The sequence below is a fragment of the Streptomyces sp. NPDC001985 genome, from assembly GCF_040296845.1.
In the GTDB taxonomy this organism is placed as follows: Bacteria; Actinomycetota; Actinomycetes; order Streptomycetales; family Streptomycetaceae; genus Streptomyces.
Window position 1 is genome coordinate 64,188 of sequence record NZ_JBEOYB010000009.1, and the last position, 15,480, is coordinate 79,667.

The window sequence follows — 15,480 nt, forward strand, 5'->3', positions numbered from 1 at the left end:
TCTCCGGAGCCGACTGACGGAGTGTGCGAAGTGCCGGCGATTCGCGCAGCGCCAACGCGGATGGGCTGAACTGGGATCGGTCGTCTCAAGCCGTCAAGGCCGATCGCGAACGAGAGAAGAAGGCGTGAAGCCATTCCCGGGCTGTGGCTCTCCCTTTCCTCGTGCCCGAACACTGTTCGCTCTGACGGGTGAATGTCCGTCCAAGGGTCAGCAGTTCCGAGGACCAGGCCTGAGTATCCGGGGACACTGGGCGGTAGCACGTGAATCATCGGCGGTGAAAGGGGTCCGGCTGTGGCTGAGGGCGACGTGCTCTGGACGATCCGCGGCGGAGAGAAGGTGGACGTGCCGGCCACGCTCGCGGGCATCCGGGACGCTCTTCCCCCGGGGGACCGGGAGCGGTTCGTGAACGAGGTGTTCGCCGCGAACATGACGACCGTCGAGCAGGTGGTGCGGGAGTGGATCGTGAAGATCGCCTCGGAGTCGGAGGACGAGGAGATCCTCGAGCAGTTGCGGGCCGAGGAGGGTGCCGCGTGAGCCGCTACACGATCGCGTACGCCCCGGCGGCCGAAGCGGCACTGGCACATATGAGCTCCCCGGCCAGATTCCGGGCACAGATGGACCAGACACTGGGCCGGGACCCGTACGGACACGGATCGAGGGAGCTCCAGGGCGAGAAGGATCGGCGCCAGGTGGTCATCGCCGGCGCGTTGATCGTCTACTACGTGTCCCGGTCTGTCCTGAAGGTGACTGCGGTGCGGCTGATCCCAGCACCCTGAGGGGCCCGTTCCCGAGAGTTTCGCGCTCCCCGATGTACAGCCGCACCGAGCCACCGGTGGTGGACTGGTCGAGAGGTCTCCCGGCTGGCCAAGGGGATGGCTGAGAGCAAGGATTCATCAGGACCTGACCGCGCGGACGGGTCGCATCAGTGAGGCGAAGACCGGAGAGTCGGGGAAGGGCTGCTGCTCTCCGATCTTCCGGTAACCCCACGCCTCGTAGACGGACTGCACAGCCCCTTCGCCGGCAGTGGGGTTGACGAGCAGGGTCACGCGTTCCTCGCGCCTCTGCGAGAGCCATGCCTCGTGCAGTTGCCAGGCTGTTCCAGTGCCGCGCCAGGGCTTGCGGACCACGATCTCGTTGAGGGCGACGGTCCGCTTCCCGTCCTCCCGGGTGAACTCCCGCGTCTGTGGTGAGGTCATGGGGGCCCACCACTTGGTGTCCGCTGCGAGAGGGAAGCCGAAGCAGAAACCCACCGGCTCACCGTCCTGGTACCCGATGACCGCAGTCCAGCCGGGGCGGGAGGCGTACGCGGTCAGTCGCTCGTCGTAGCGGCGGGTTTCATAGAACGGCCCGGTCAGCCCGAAGTCGCCGTGGCGTACTTCGGCGTGGATGTCCAGGATGGTGGGGCGGATATCCGGCAGACGCTCGGCGGTGGCCTGGTGGATCTCAACGGTCACGGTCGTCGTCCCTCTCGCTCGGTGTAGCGCGCGGTCCATTCCGCAGCGCAAGTGGCACGGCGAGCCGTGGTTGTCAGTTCGCGGTTGAAGCGAGCGAGGAGTCGCCCCGTCCGTCCAGTCGGTCCGTCGTCGGCGTGACTTGGCAGAACGGTGAGAGCTGTGGCGCACGCTTGCTCCGCATCTCCCTGCCGGAGTTGCGTGAGCGCCATGTGAGAGGTGTAGTAGCCACGGTTGCGCTGGTACTGGGGTTTCAACCGGGAGAGCGTTTGGTGAAAATAGGCCTCGGCTTCGTCGTGGCGGCCGACGAGCGCCATAACGAGTGCCGAAAGTCCCATCAGCTCGGCTCTGTCATAGAACGTGATCCATGCCGGACGGGGAATTGCGGGATCAGCACGGTCGAAGGCAGCCCGTGCTTGATCCAGGGATCGCAGGGCCGTCGCGGCGTCCCCGGCTTGGGCGTGCACACCGGCGAGGCGGGCGGCGGCCAGGGAGGCGTACAGGGGGTCTCGGCGGCAGGCGTAGGAGCTCCGTGCGGCCTGGGCTGCTGCGATCGCTTCGTTGATTCCGCCGGGCCGCTGAGATGCCAGGAGGGAGGCGTGACTCCACAGGCGTAGCTGGATCTCGGCGCTTCCGGAGAGGCCGGCGAGGGTGAGGGCACGCTCCAGGTGACGCTGCGCGCGGTCCGGTCGGCGGTCGTCAACTGCCGCCCACAGGGCTGTGCCAGTGAAGGCTGCGGCAAGCTGGTAAAGGCGGGATCTCACTCGTTCGGCAGTGCTGCCGACGGCCTGGCGTTCCAGGGAGTGTCTGGCGAAGGCGAGAGCCCTGACCTCCAGTTTCACCGTGCCACCATGGGCATTGTCGGCTGTGACCAGGTCGGCGAAGGCGGTTTCCAACTCATCCACGTCCCGCATGCCTGCGCGGGGCCGGGCGGACGTTCCCGAGCCGGGGATCAGCGTCGCAGTGGTGAGAGTGACAGACGCGGCGGCGAAGGTGCGGCGTTTCACGGAGTCCTCCGATGACGGTGGCGCTGAGGGTGTGCGGCTGCTGGGACCACCCCCTTCTGATGCCCCTGACCGTGGCACAAACCCCAGCTCCTGGGCAGGGACCTGAAATTCTGCTTCAAGAGCACGCCTCTGCCGCTCCTGCGGCCATCGTGTCTTTCCGGTCAACCAGTTGCGAATGTGCCGGTCAGTCAGGTTGCCGGGCGTGCCGGTCAACCCCTTGATCTTGTCGTTGAGACGCCGGGCCAACTCGTCTTGCTTCATCCCGGCCGCCTTCAGGTGAGCAGCCAGGTGGACGTTGTCCGTCATGAACTCACGGTAGCGCGCGTTGAGCTCTGTGTGCTCGCGGGAGGGTAAAAATTGCCGGTCCCACGGAACCGGGCGGCGCGGACTTTTACCTTCCATCCGGGAGTCCATCAGCGGTTTGCTCTTCCATGCCACTAGGCGGAGCGCCTCGTGCCACGACGGCTGAGCCTCGGTACACGTCAGCGCACACCCAACCACTTCTCGACGGACTCGCGGAGACGACGCCATGCCACCTGTCACGGCCGGCCTTCTGATGACGAGCAGCGTGCAGTTCAACAGTGCCGAACCGCCGGACCTTCCGGGTGAACGTCTCTGTTCCCTCCGCATGGTCCGTACCACAGGGCCCGGCCAGCCTCTTTCCGACAAGGACGGACGGCGTGCCGGGCAGGTACGGAGGATCGTGCGGGCACGTCTCGTCCACAGCGGCCTCGGCTCGTTCACCTCCTTGGCGCAATTGGCGGTGACCGAACTGGTCACGAACTCCTTCCGGTACGGCCGGGGACATACGGTCGGGGTGCGGATGTGGTGGTGCGATCCCTGTCTTCGGATCGAGGTGGGAGACGGCTCCGCGGTGACACTCCCCGCGGACAGGCCGGAGGCTGACGACGTTCTCGCGGAGAGCGGCCGAGGCCTGTGCATCGTCGAGGCGATCGCGGCCCACTGGGGTCTGACCGCTGACCGGACCGGTGTCTGGTGTGTCCTGGCCAAGCCCGGGAACGACCAGTGATCTCCTCCACCGCGCTCCTCCGTGTGGCCACCGGCGATGAGGCGGTGGAGCGTCTGCGCTCACTGCTGACCGCGCGCCGGCGGCCCTCCCACCGTGTCGTCCGTCCCCGGGCGATCCGGCTCGGTGGCCTGTTCGACGTGGTGATCACCGCGGGCGGGACCCAGGGACACGCGGTGCTCGGAGCGTGCTCGAAGCGCTCCTTCCCCACACCTATGGGCCGGTCATCGGCGATACGGCCGAGCCCTGGCTCTACTGGCTGGTGCCTCCCGGTACCCGGGCCCGGTGGGAGCCGCACCCCTACGCGCTGTGTCTGGGGGCTCCGGGCCGACTCGCGGTCCCGCCGCAGAGTCACCGTCTGCCTCCTCGGTGGCCGGGCCGGTACTGGCTGCGGCCCTTCACTCCGGACGTGCGGGTCGGGCCCCTGAACCTCCGCCACGTCCTCCATCACCACCGGCCCGTGCCCTCCCCGCGCACCGCGATGCCCGCGCTGCTGAGCCGGGAGGCCGCCTGAGACTCCGTGCCCGCCCGCAGGCGGGCACGGCCCCACCGACTTCCGCCGGGAAGCACCCAAACCCCCGCGCCCGCGCGCGTGGGCCAGAACCACCCGGTGAAGACCCCGCCCCAGAACCGGGGCGGTGAGCAGCACCATCGACTGACAGGAGATCGCAGATGAGCACGCTCGCACCGCCCGTACTTTCCGGCTCCGCGCAGCACACCGGGCCCGCCACGGCCGGCCGGGTGCGGCCTTTCGGCCTCACGACCGCCCTTCGTGTGCCGGTCTCCCTGGAGAAGGTGCCCGGGAAGGGCGGGCTGTCGTTGTGCCCTGTGCGGCAGATCACGGTGGATGGCACCGGGGAGCCGTTCATCCATGCCCCGTCCATGGGGTCCGAGATCTGGTCCCGGTCCCAGACGCGCGAGGACATGCAGCTGACCACGGACACCGCGAAGGACACGGACTAGCAGGGGCCCTTCGGGGCGGAGAGGCTGTGATGCTGTGACGGTCCTGGTGCTGACCCGGCCGGAGCTGGAAGCGACCGCCGACTTGGTGATCGACGAACTCAACAGTCGCCGGATACCGGTGCACCGGCTCGATCCGGGCGCGTTCCCGGAGAGTCTGGGATTCAGCGCCGCCATCGGCGCCGGCGCGGACGACTGGCAGGGCGACGTCCGCGGCCAGTACCGGGACCTGCGGCTGGAGGATGTCAGGGCGGTCTACTACCGCCGCCCCGGCCCGTTCCGCCTGCACCCCCGACTCGCCGGCCCGGACGCCCGGTGGGCCGATGCCGAGGCGCGCGCCGGGTTCGGGGGCATTCTCGCCTCGCTGCGCTGTGTCTGGGTCAACCACCCCTTCCGCAACGCGGCGGCCGACTGCCAGCCGCTCGCGCTGGCCGCCGCGCGGCGCTGCGGGCTCGCCGTCCCCCGGACGGTCGTCACCAACGAGCCGGAGACGGCGCGGGAGTTCGTGCGGTCCCTGCCGACGGGGACGGCCGCGTACAAGCCCCTGGGAAACGCCGGGCCCGTAGGCGCGGACGGCGAGACGGTCGCGGTGTGGACCAGCCGGGTGGCCCCCGATGACATCACCGACGCTGTGGCGCGGACCGCGCACCTGTTCCAGGAGTGGATCGACAAAGCCTTCGAGGTGCGGCTGACCGCGGTGGGGTCCCGCGTCTTCGCGAGCGAGATCCACGCCGGCTCACCGGAATCCCGGATCGACTTCCGCCGCGACTACGGCTCCCTCACCTACCGCATCTGCCCGGTGCCGGCGCCGGTCGCGGCCGGTGTCCGCGCGCTGATGAACACCTTCGCCCTGAACTACGTGGCGCTCGACTTCCTCGTCGACGCCGGGGGCTCCTGGTTCCTCGTCGATGTCAACCCCAACGGGCAGTACGCGTTCGTCCCGGACCTGCTGTCCCCCATCACCCACGCCCTGGCCGATCTCCTCGAAGGAAAAGCACCGTGACCTTGACATCCGAGCAGGCACGCGCCCGCCTGACCGGTGACCTCCGGCACGCCGAGGCCCTGTCCACACCCCCGTGGGTCGAGGCGTTCGCCAGCGTGCCCCGCGAAGTCTTCGTCCCCGCCTTCCAGATCCGCACCGACCAGGGGCTCGCCTCGGTCGACGAGACATCGCCCGACTTCTACGAGAGGGTCTACAGCGACACCTCGCTGATCACCCGCTGGGACACCGGCGGGAGCGCCATCAGCAGCTCCAGCCAGCCATCGCTGATGGCCCGGATGCTGGAGGCGTTCACCGCCGGGGCCGGCCCGGTCCTGGAGATCGGGACCGGCACCGGATACAACACCGCGCTGCTGTGCCACCGCTTCGGCGCACAGGCCGTGGTGAGCATGGACATCGACCCCATCCTGACCCGGACGGCGCGCGAACGGCTGTGGACCCTGGACTACAAGCCGACCATCGTCACCGGTGACGGCAGGGACGCGTGCGGCCTCCGGGCTCCCTACGGAGGCATTCTGGCGACCTGCGGCGTGCACCGCGTCCCCGCCGAGTGGGTACGGCAGGTCCGGCCCGGCGGGGTGATCGTCACGAACGTCCTGGGCGGCATCGCGCACCTGACCGTGACCCCGGAGGGTACGGCGACCGGCCGGTTCCTGCCCGAGCCCGCCGCCTTCATGATCGCCAGGTCCAGCGCACGGAGCCGCACGCCCCGCGTCGCCGACCACTCCGGCCATCTCCTCAACGGCGCAGGCCAGCACAGTGCGGAGGTGGATCTGCCGGTTGCCGCCCATCAGATGGACGCCTTTTACGACGCGCTCATGACCGGCCCGGTGCCCGAGGTCGCCCTCTACCAGGACGACGTGCAGACGGTGGAGTTCGCCGAACCGGATGCCGACCGGCTCGTCGCGTACTGCATGCGGCACCCGGACACCGGCTCCTGGGCGCGCATCGTGCCCCTGCGGCCGGGCCGCGCCCAGGTCACCATCGCCGGCCCGAGGGACCTGTACGCCGAGCGGGCGCCCCTGACAGCCCGGTGGCTCCGCTCGGGAAGCCCCGGCCCGGACCACTACCGCCTCACCGTCACCGACGACGGCACCCACACCCTGTATCGCGAAGGCCCCGCACCCGGCCGCTGGACCACCTGAGCCCACACCCCGCTCCGCCCGGGTTCCGTCACCCCGTCACCCTCCGAAGGACACCGTGCACGCCTCCGATTACTCGCCCCCGGCCGCACCCGCACGGTCGAACTCCCGGTCCCCGCTGCCGGGCGGCAGCGGTTCTTCACCGACCTCGTGCTCGCCGCCCCGCTCGAAGTCGCCCTGTGCCAGCCCGGCATCTGTGCCCGGACCTTTGCTGACGGCCGCGACGGCGGCCTGGAGATGCACGGTCTGGCCGACCCGCACAGCGGTTCCTGGGCCCGGATACTGCCCGACGACGACAACCGGGTACGGGTCACCGAGGGCGGGCCGCACGCACTGTGGGACACCCGGGCGGATCTGACCGCCCAATGGGTCCGGGCCGGGCGCCCCGATCACGGCGCCCACGGCCTCACGGTGACCCCCGGCGGCGGCCACACCCTCTGGCGCGACCAGCCCGAACACACCGCCTGGCCCTTCCCCCCGCCCCGTGCCGGGCGGCACGGGGTCTGAAACCCCGCGCCACCGGGGACGGTTCCTCCCCTCCCCGGTGACGCGGCCCGCGCCCTTCGCCGGGCAGCCCCTCCTGCCCCGTACACCCCCATGACGGGGCCGCTGCCCGGTGAAGGGCCTCAACCGACCCATTCGCACTCACGCAGGGACCACAGGATGGACCAGCAGCCGATGCCCAGCACCGCACCGCACCGGACGGTGACGCTCGACCCGTGCTGGGACCACCACGCACGCCGGCCGCAGCAGACCACGGCCGTCGCGGGAGCACGCTCATGAGACGCTTCACCGCCTCGTAGACCCTCCGCACCGTCCCGCACGGCCGGGAGCAGCCGGCCGCGCGGGAACGCCCGGCGCCCCCGGTCCGGCCGGTGCCCGTTCCGCGGCCCCCGGAGGAACGGGCACCGTTCCCCGACATGGTCCTCGTGCGGCGCGGCGCCCCGGCCGCCACGGGACGGTACGGGACGTGACCGCGCGCCGGCGGCTTCGCGCGTTCGCCGACGCCGGAGGCTGCGGGCTCCTCCCCGTGGTCCTGGTGGTCCTGGGCATCGTGCTCTGGCTCGCGTTCACCCTCGGACCCCATCTGTGACGAACCCCTGAGACCGGCCGTCTCCGTGTCCCGTGAATCCCCCGTCCGGGACCGCGGAGACGGCCACCCGGGGCCTTCCCTTCCCCCGATCGGCCACGGTCCAGTCCGGAGCCGCCCGTGAACGGGCGGGAAGGCGCTCCCACCCCTGTGCCGGGGGCTGGGAGCCCGGCCGCCGCCCCCGTGCCACGGCGGCCGGCCCCGCCCCATCGCTCACACCTTCATGCGAAAGGCGATATCCCCATGAATGCCCCTGCCGGGCTCTGTCCGTCCGGTCCGGCCCGTCCCACGAGGGTGCCGTGGATGGCGGCCTCGTCCCGCGAGCGCGGGGTCCTGCGGGCTCTGGTCCACGGCACCGGCCGTCAGCGGCGCCGCGCCTGCGCGGACGAGCACCCGGCCGACCGGGACCAGATGGAAGTGCTGCTGCGCCAGTGCGGCACCCTGCCCGCAGGCGCAGGCGGCACCGCGCGGTTCGCGACCATGCACCCCGGCCCGGTGTCCTGCGCTCGTTGTCGTGCCGTGCTGCCGACGCGTCGGTGGCCGTGCGAGGTGTGGCTCACAGGGCCGCGGCTTCCTCTGTCAGTAGTGCCACGTCGGGGTGCGCGCTGTAGGGGCGCAGTACCTGGCGCATGGTGGTGAGGGAGGCCTTGGCGCGGGTTGAGCGCAGACCGGGGTAGTCGATGAGGAAGCGTTTCCAGGTGGTGAGGGATTCTTCGAGGTTTCCTTGGAACAGTTGTGATTCGGCCAGGAGCGCGGTGGTCAGTGCCCTGGCGCGGCGTGCCTGTGGGGCGCGGGCGCGCAGGGAGGCGCTGTAGGCGCGGGCGGCTGCCTGATGGTCCTTGAGTGCGGTCAGTGTCCGGGCGCGCTGGTAGTGCAGGGCCGCGGTCGGGTAGTTGTCGAAGGGGTCTGTGAGATTCTGGTCCGCGTGGCTGTGGAGGACTTCCGCGTCGTGCAGCGCGAGGAGGGCTCGGGGGCGGTCGTTGGCCCGTGCGTGGGCGAGGGCCAGCTGGGACTGAGTGAAGGACTGAGTCAGGGGCGAGGCGTGGCGCTTCGCGGTGGCAGCCGCCTGTTCGGTCAGAGCGAGGGAAGGCCGCCGGTGGCCGATTTCCAGTGCTTGGGAGGCGAGGGCGCGGATGGCGATGGTGTAGGTGTGGGGGTCTTCGGCCCGGGCGGCCAGATGGGTGGCTGTGCGGTGGTAGTGCTGGGCCAGGACGGTGTCGTTGTCGTCGGCGCACATGTTGCCCAGGAGGATGGTGAGCTGGGCGGTGTGGGTGAGGAGTTGGCGGTGCACGGGTTCGCTGGCACTGGAGAGGAGCCAGGGGGCAACGTCGTTGGCAAGGTAGGTGGTGAGCGCGGTGCGGGCGTGACCGCCGCCGAAGGTGCCGGTCGAAGCCGCGAAGAAGATGGTCATGCGCGTCAGCGCGTCGACTTCGGCGTGGCCCACACGGCGTCCGGCCAGGACTCGGGCACGGCGGGTTATGGTCTGCGCGCGCAGATCTTCCCAGTCCGGGATCGACAGTGCCCCGAGGCTGTAGACGTCGGCGCCGAGGAGCAGTCCGCGGTCGGGGTCGAGTTGGCTGTGGGCGAGCCTGGTCAGATAGTCCACGGGATCTGACGTCCAGGACCAGTCCGGTATACGGCCAGGGGCTCGGGTCAGACCGGCGTCGGCGGCGGCCAGCGGTCTGCCCAGGCGCCGGGAGAGTGCCTCCAGGATGTAGGTGGACGCGGGCGGACGGGGACGGGTCCCCATGAGCCAGCGTGTCGCTGTCGAGCGGTTCACCGTCAGGACGTGACCACGTTCGGAGGCGACCGAGGAGACGGCGTGGGCGAGCAGGGCCGCGTTCCACTCCGCCTCCTCGAGAAGTCGCGCGAGCCGTGCGTTCGGTTGCTGAGAGGGCATCACTCCTCCGTTCCCTCTGGACAGAAATGATCCGGCTGCACACCACGTTCACAAAGGCGCAGAGATGCGGCACACGCAACACAGCCGCACCCCAAAACCCCTACGCGGTCTGATTATCGACGGATGTACTAGCAAGGGAGGTACCCGCCCGGACAGGTCGCCCAATCCCGGTACACCGCTGGATCGGCCCCTGTTCCCGTAACGCTCACCTCCGGATGCGGTCCTCCGATGCCGGTCTCACGTAGGAAAGCGAGGTGGAGACGCGTGCCATGGTCGTCCGTACGCTGGTACGCAGCCGCCCCGGCGGTGCCACTGCCCGCCGGTCATGTGCTGGTGGCCGAAGAACTGCTCTGGCCTGACGGGCGCGTCATGGCCTGCCCTGCCGCTCCGATGATCGCGGGGACACTCGTCTCCGCCGCCCACTCGGTCGTCACCGGTCCGGTCCGCCTGTTGGGGGAGGGAGCGGACAGCGCCTTCCCGGCTGCTGTCGCCCGCCCCGCCCCGGGCGATCACCCGGCAGCGGGAGTCCTCGGTTCGGAAGGCTCCACTGGCGTTGCCGTGATGGCTTCCGACACGGGCTCGCGGGCAGCCGCGGGGACGGCCGTGGCCTCATGGGCCGATGTCATGGGTCCCAGGACAGTGCTGCTGGCCTCCCCCCGATCGTTCTGCGCCGGGGTGGAGCGCGCGATCGACGTCGTCGAGGCTCTCCTCGAACAGCGGCACGGACCCGGTGACCGACCGGTGTTCGTGCGGAAGCAGATCGTCCACAACACCCATGTCATCGCCGGTCTGACGGAGCGCGGGACGGCCTTCGTGGAGGAACCGGACGAGGTTCCCGAGGGGTCCCTGGTGGTGTTCTCCGGCCACGGTGTCTCCCCGCGGGTCCGTGCGGAGGCGGCCCGCAGGAGCCTGACGGTGGTCGATGCGACGTGCCCGCTGCTGACAAAGGTCCACGCGGAGGCGCGCCGTTACGCCGAGCGCGGCAACAGCTTCGTGCTCATCGGGCACGCGGGCGACGAGGAGGTCGAGGGCACTCGCGTGCGAGGCCCCCGACGCCACCGCGGTCGTCGGCAGTGCGCGGGACATCGTCGGTCTGGACCCGCCGGACCCGTCGAAGATCACGTACCTGACGCAGGCCTCGCTCGCCGCGCTGAAGGAACGTTTCCCTCCCCAGGCGCGCGGCCTGCTCTCCGAGGCCATCTGCTGCGTCACCACCAACCGCCGGCACGCCCTGCGGGCCGTCACCGCGCAGGCGGACCTCGTTCCGGTCCTGGGCTCGGAGCATTCCTCCAGCTCGGTGCCGCTCGTGGAACTGACCCGCAAGCCGGGCACCCCGGCCCACCTGATCGGGGACTGCTCCCGCACCCGGCCGGACTGGCTGCGCGACGCGCCACGGTCGGGCTCAGCGACGGCGCGTCCGCCCCGCCCGCACTGGTTCAGGACACCCTCTCGGCACTGGCCGGGCCGGGGCCGCTCACCGTGCGGGAACGGATCACCATGACCGAGTACACCTGCTTCGAACCGCCTGCCGCAGTGAGGAAGAACCGATGAGTGACACCAGCACGTACACCACCCGTTTCCCGCTGCTGGCGAAGTCCGGCACCCCGGCGGCCCTGCGGGCCGTACCCGGCGAACATATGGGCGAGCTGGCCGTGGAGATAAGGGCATTCCTGGTGGAGAAGGTGTGCGCCACCGGCGGTCATCTGGGGCCGAATCTGGGGATGGTCGAGCTGACCATCGCGCTGCACCGGGTGTTCGACTCGCCCAGGGACGCGATCATCTTCGACATCGGCCATCAGGCGTATGTGCACAAGCTGCTGACCGGTCGCTTGCGGGACTTCGACGGACTGCGTCAGCGGGCCGGTCTGTCCGGCTATCCGTCCCGTACCGAATCGCCGCACGACCTGGTGGAGAACTCACACGCCTCCACCGCCCTCGCCTACGCCGACGGGCTGGCGAAGGCTCGCGCACTCTCGTCCGGTGCCGACCGGGCCGTGGTGGCGGTCATCGGGGACGGCGCCCTGACCGGCGGCCTGGCCTGGGAGGCGCTGAACAACCTCGGCGCCGCCCCCGAACGGCCGGTGGTCGTGGTCGTCAACGACAACGGCCGCTCCTACGAGCCCACCACGGGGGCTCTCGCCGTCCACCTGGCCAACCTCCGGGGGGAGGCCGACGGCGCGCGACCGCACGGGAACGTCTTCACCGGACTGGGGTTCGCCTACCTCGGTCCGGTGGACGGCCACGACGTCACCGCCGTCGAGGAGGCCCTTCGGCAGGCCCGCGACCTGGGCCGTCCGGTGGTGGTGCACACAGTGACGGTCAAGGGCAAGGGATACGAGCCGGCCGAGCAGGACGAGGCGGACTGTCTGCACGCGGTCGGTGTGGTGGACCCGGTCACCGGTCGGCCCGGCACTCCGGGCGGGGCATCGTGGACGAGTGTGTTCGGAGGCGAGCTGGCGACGCTGGCCGCCGAGCGTGACGATGTGGTCGCCATTACCGCCTCGATGCTGCGGCCGACCGGTCTGCACCCCATGCGGGACAAGTTCCCGGACCGGGTCTTCGATGTCGGGATAGCCGAGCAGCAGGCGGTCACCTCCGCCGCCGGTCTGGCGATGGGCGGTCTGCACCCCGTGGTGGCGATCTACGCGACGTTTCTGAACCGGGTGTTCGACCAGGTGCTGATGGATGTGGCGCTGCACCGGCTGCCGGTGACCTTCGTTCTGGACCGGGCCGGGATCACCGGCCCGGACGGGCCCTCCCACCACGGTATATGGGATCTGAGCATGCTCTCCGCGGTGCCGGGCCTGCGGATCGCCGCACCACGTGACACCGTGCAGTTGGCCGAGCAGCTCCGCGAGGCGGTCGCCATGAACGACGGGCCGACGGCGCTGCGGCTGCCGAAGGCCACCGCCGGTCCTCCGATCCCGTCACTGGCCCGGATGGACGGCCTGGACATCCTGCACCGCACCCGCTCCGGCCCACTCGACGTGCTGCTCGTCCCGGCGGGTCCACTGGCCTCGGCGGCGCTGGAGGCAGCCGCCCTCCTGGAGGACCAGGGCCTGGGGGTCACCGTCGCCGACCCCCGCTGGGTCCTGCCCGTGAACGCGGCCCTGCCCGCACACGCCGCCCGCCACCGGCTGGTGGTGACCGTCGAGGACGCGCTCCGCACCGGCGGAATGGGCACTGCCCTGGCCCAGGCGTGCCAGGACATGGACATCCCCACCCCGGTGATCACCCTCGGCCTGCCCACCTCCTTCGTCCCCCAGGGGCCGCGCGCCGCGCTGCTCACCGAGGCCGGTCTCGACGGGCCCGGCATCGTCGCGGCAGTTCTCGCCGCCCACCCCGACCGCCGGCCACGGTCCGCGCGGTCGGCCACCGCTCTCGCGATGACGTCCAGGGGGCGTGATGACCACCACTGACCTGGGGCTGCCCGCAGTCCCGACGACTCCGGTGCGCCGCCGTACCCGCCCCATCCAGGTGGGGAGCGTGGTCGTCGGCGGCGGCGCACCGGTCTCCGTGCAGACCATGACCACCACGCTCACCGCCGACGTCGACGCCACCCTCCAGCAGATCGCCGAGATCACCGCGGCGGGCTGCGACATCGTCCGGGTCGCCGTCCCCTCCCAGGACGACGCCGACGCCCTCCCCAGGATCGTCGCCCGCTCCAAGCTGCCGGTGATCGCCGACATCCACTTCCAGCCCCGCTACGTCTTCGCCGCCATCGACGCCGGCTGCGCCGCCGTACGGGTCAACCCCGGCAACATCCGCAAGTTCGACGACCGGGTGGGCGAGATCGCGAAGGCGGCCTCGGCGGCGGGCGTGCCCATCCGGATCGGAGTCAACGCCGGCTCCCTGGACCCCCGGCTCCTGGCCAAGCACGGCAGAGCCACACCTCAAGCTCTTGTGGAGTCCGCTCTCTGGGAGTGCTCCCTCTTCGAGGAACACGGCTTCCAGGACCTGAAGATCGCGGTCAAGCACCACGATCCCGCCACGATGATCGCCGCCAACCGGCTCCTCGCCGACGCTTGCGACTACCCCCTCCACCTCGGCGTCACCGAAGCCGGACCCGCCTTCCAGGGGTCCATCAAATCCGCCGTCGCCCTCGGTGTCCTCCTCTCCGAAGGCGTCGGTGACACCATCCGCGTCTCCCTCTCCGCGCCACCCGTCGAACAGGTCAAGGCGGGCTGCCACATCCTGTCCTCACTGGGTCTGCGCCCGCGCAAGCTGGAGATCGTCTCCTGCCCCGGCTGCGGACGCCTCCAGGTCGACATCCACACCCTGGCCAACAAGGTGGAGGCCGCCTTCGACGGTTTCCCCCACCCCCTGCGGATCGCCGTCATGGGGTGCGTCGTCAACGGCCCCGGCGAAGCACGCGAGGCCGACCTCGGCGTCTCCTGCGGCAACGGCAAGGGCCAGATCTTCCGCCAGGGGCAAGTCCTCCGCACGGTCCCCGAACACAGGATCGTGGAAGCACTCCTGGACGAAGCCCTCCGCCTCACCGACGCGCCCGGCCAGGGACCCGGCGACCACGGCCCATCTGTGACCACGACAGCCGGGAACACCTCATGACCGCCACCACCACCCCGGCCGATGCTCAGGCCCTCCGTCCGGATCGAGTCCGTGCGGAAGTCGACCGCCTGCTCGATGGCTTCCTCACCGCGAAGGCCCGAGCCGCGGCGGCACAGAGCATGCCCGTCGAGGTGAACGCGGCCCTGCGGGACTTCCTGGCCGCCGGCGGCAAAAGGCTCCGGCCCCTGCTCTGTCTCACCGGCTGGCATGTCGCCGGAGGACAGCACCGCCCCCGGCCCGTCCTCCAGACCGCGGCGGCGCTGGAGATGTTCCACGCGTTCTGCCTCATCCACGATGACCTCATGGACCGGTCCGACACCCGCCGCGGTAAGCCCACCGTCCACCGGACCCTGGCCGCACAGCACACTCACGGCCGCACCGGACCGGCGGCCGATCACCTGGGCAACAGTGCCGCCGTTCTCGTCGGCGACCTCGCACTGTTCTGGTCCGACGAACTCCTGCACACCGCCGGCCTGAGTGAACGGCAACTGTCAGACGTCCTGCCACTCATCGACGCCATGCGGAGCGAGGTCATTTACGGCCAGTACCTCGATGTCACCACCACCGGAACACCCGACGCGGATGTGGGACGGGCGCTGGCTGTCTGCCGCTACAAGACCGCCAAGTACACCATTGAGCGTCCCCTGCACATAGGAGCCGCCCTCGCCGGCGCCGAACCGGCTCTTCTGGAAGCCCTGTCCGCGTTCGCGATCCCGGTGGGGGAGGCATTCCAGCTCCGCGACGACCTCCTGGGTGTCTTCGGGAATCCCGCGACCATGGGCAAACCAGCGCTGGACGACCTCCGCGACGGTAAACACACCGTGCTGGTCTGCCTCGCCCTGCTCCATGCCTCCCCGTCCCAGACGGATCGGCTCCGCGAGTTGCTGGGGTCTCCCACGCTCACCGAGGACCAGGCCGGCGCTGCCCGGGACATCATCGCCGCCACTGGCGCCGACCGGATGGTCGAAGAGATGATCACTGAGCGGTACGGGCTGGCCTTGGAGAGCCTGAAGTCGGCTCCCGTGGAGCCTGCCGCCATCGATGCCCTGCGGTGCCTGGCCGATCGTTCCGTGAGGCGGCGGCAGTGAGCCGTGACGGCACACGAGCATTTTCGCCGCGCCTTCGACGCCGAGGCGGCGTGTAACGACGGAGTGATCGTCTGCACCGGCGCAGGCCCCGTGCGGAGCCGGCGGAGCTGATCGGAAAAACGGACCATGAAAAGGCCATCCGGCTGGAGGCCGATTTACGGCGCCGCTCACCTCCGCCTCCTCCAGGGGCGGATACGGGGCCCGGCGCCCGGCATCAGGGCCGCACAGCACCGCGGCTGAGCCGAG

16 protein-coding genes and 1 pseudogene are annotated in these 15,480 nt (G+C 70.5%); 14 read left to right on the top strand and 3 right to left on the bottom strand.

Going from position 1 to position 15,480, the window contains the following annotated elements; all coding sequences use genetic code 11:
• Nucleotides 1-291 precede the first annotated feature (291 nt).
• Together ABT122_RS05990 and ABT122_RS05995 are read left to right on the top strand one after the other, a co-directional pair.
• On the top strand, nt 292-534 hold the full coding sequence (locus tag ABT122_RS05990; protein WP_351546016.1) for a hypothetical protein: 243 nt from the start codon (nt 292-294) through the stop codon (nt 532-534).
• Entirely contained in the window at nt 531-776 is a 246-nt protein-coding gene (locus ABT122_RS05995) for a hypothetical protein (protein WP_351546019.1), read from the top strand. Before ABT122_RS05990 ends, ABT122_RS05995 begins: the two co-directional genes overlap by 4 nt.
• Nucleotides 777-893: 117 nt before the next feature.
• On the opposite strand, the gene ABT122_RS06000 is transcribed toward ABT122_RS05995, so the two are convergent.
• Together ABT122_RS06000 and ABT122_RS06005 are read right to left on the bottom strand one after the other, a co-directional pair.
• On the bottom strand, nt 894-1,454 hold the full coding sequence (locus tag ABT122_RS06000) for a GNAT family N-acetyltransferase (protein ID WP_351546022.1): 561 nt from the start codon (nt 1,452-1,454) through the stop codon (nt 894-896).
• On the bottom strand, nt 1,451-2,764 hold the full coding sequence (locus ABT122_RS06005; RefSeq protein WP_351546025.1) for an NsdA family TPR-like regulatory protein: 1,314 nt from the start codon (nt 2,762-2,764) through the stop codon (nt 1,451-1,453). The genes ABT122_RS06000 and ABT122_RS06005 overlap by 4 nt, the downstream gene beginning before the upstream one ends.
• A gap of 322 nt (nt 2,765-3,086) precedes the next feature.
• Here ABT122_RS06005 and ABT122_RS06010 point away from each other — a divergent pair, with 322 nt between their 5' ends.
• From ABT122_RS06010 to ABT122_RS06040, 7 genes are all read left to right on the top strand, one after another.
• Nucleotides 3,087-3,488, top strand: a complete 402-nt coding sequence (locus ABT122_RS06010; RefSeq protein WP_351546028.1) for an ATP-binding protein — start codon at nt 3,087-3,089, stop codon at nt 3,486-3,488.
• A 184-nt stretch (nt 3,489-3,672) separates the two neighbouring features.
• Nucleotides 3,673-3,999 (top strand): hypothetical protein, encoded by a 327-nt coding sequence (locus ABT122_RS06015; protein ID WP_351546030.1) that lies wholly within the window; start codon nt 3,673-3,675, stop codon nt 3,997-3,999.
• Between the two features lie 158 nt (nt 4,000-4,157).
• Nucleotides 4,158-4,448: a putative ATP-grasp-modified RiPP gene (gene tgmA, locus ABT122_RS06020; protein WP_351546033.1), complete on the top strand. Its 291-nt coding sequence runs from the start codon at nt 4,158-4,160 to the stop codon at nt 4,446-4,448.
• A 34-nt stretch (nt 4,449-4,482) separates the two neighbouring features.
• Nucleotides 4,483-5,448 (top strand): ATP-grasp ribosomal peptide maturase, encoded by a 966-nt coding sequence (tgmB, locus tag ABT122_RS06025; protein ID WP_351546036.1) that lies wholly within the window; start codon nt 4,483-4,485, stop codon nt 5,446-5,448.
• Complete coding sequence (locus ABT122_RS06030; protein ID WP_351546039.1) at nt 5,445-6,590, top strand: methyltransferase domain-containing protein; 1,146 nt, start codon at nt 5,445-5,447, stop codon at nt 6,588-6,590. Before tgmB ends, ABT122_RS06030 begins: the two co-directional genes overlap by 4 nt.
• A gap of 147 nt (nt 6,591-6,737) precedes the next feature.
• Nucleotides 6,738-7,094, top strand: coding sequence for a hypothetical protein (locus ABT122_RS06035; protein ID WP_351546042.1), 357 nt, complete (start codon nt 6,738-6,740; stop codon nt 7,092-7,094).
• 463 nt (nt 7,095-7,557) lie between these two features.
• Entirely contained in the window at nt 7,558-7,680 is a 123-nt protein-coding gene (locus tag ABT122_RS06040) for a hypothetical protein (RefSeq protein ID WP_351546045.1), read from the top strand.
• Nucleotides 7,681-8,233: 553 nt separating this feature from the next.
• On the opposite strand, the gene ABT122_RS06045 is transcribed toward ABT122_RS06040, so the two are convergent.
• Nucleotides 8,234-9,577: an NsdA family TPR-like regulatory protein gene (locus ABT122_RS06045; RefSeq protein ID WP_351546048.1), complete on the bottom strand. Its 1,344-nt coding sequence runs from the start codon at nt 9,575-9,577 to the stop codon at nt 8,234-8,236.
• Between the two features lie 624 nt (nt 9,578-10,201).
• Here ABT122_RS06045 and ABT122_RS06050 point away from each other — a divergent pair.
• The 5 genes and pseudogenes from ABT122_RS06050 to ABT122_RS06070 form a co-directional block, all read left to right on the top strand.
• Nucleotides 10,202-10,603, top strand: a pseudogene (locus tag ABT122_RS06050) (4-hydroxy-3-methylbut-2-enyl diphosphate reductase); the annotation flags it as partial.
• A gap of 157 nt (nt 10,604-10,760) precedes the next feature.
• On the top strand, nt 10,761-11,078 hold the full coding sequence (locus tag ABT122_RS06055) for a hypothetical protein (RefSeq protein ID WP_351546246.1): 318 nt from the start codon (nt 10,761-10,763) through the stop codon (nt 11,076-11,078).
• Nucleotides 11,079-11,124: 46 nt separating this feature from the next.
• Nucleotides 11,125-12,996 (top strand): 1-deoxy-D-xylulose-5-phosphate synthase, encoded by a 1,872-nt coding sequence (locus tag ABT122_RS06060; protein WP_351546051.1) that lies wholly within the window; start codon nt 11,125-11,127, stop codon nt 12,994-12,996.
• Nucleotides 12,983-14,146 carry a flavodoxin-dependent (E)-4-hydroxy-3-methylbut-2-enyl-diphosphate synthase gene (gene ispG / locus ABT122_RS06065; RefSeq protein ID WP_351546054.1) on the top strand — a complete coding sequence of 388 codons (1,164 nt, stop codon included), beginning with the start codon at nt 12,983-12,985 and terminating at the stop codon, nt 14,144-14,146. The genes ABT122_RS06060 and ispG overlap by 14 nt, the downstream gene beginning before the upstream one ends.
• Nucleotides 14,143-15,234, top strand: coding sequence for a polyprenyl synthetase family protein (locus tag ABT122_RS06070; protein ID WP_351546057.1), 1,092 nt, complete (start codon nt 14,143-14,145; stop codon nt 15,232-15,234). Before ispG ends, ABT122_RS06070 begins: the two co-directional genes overlap by 4 nt.
• Nucleotides 15,235-15,480: the final 246 nt, after the last annotated feature.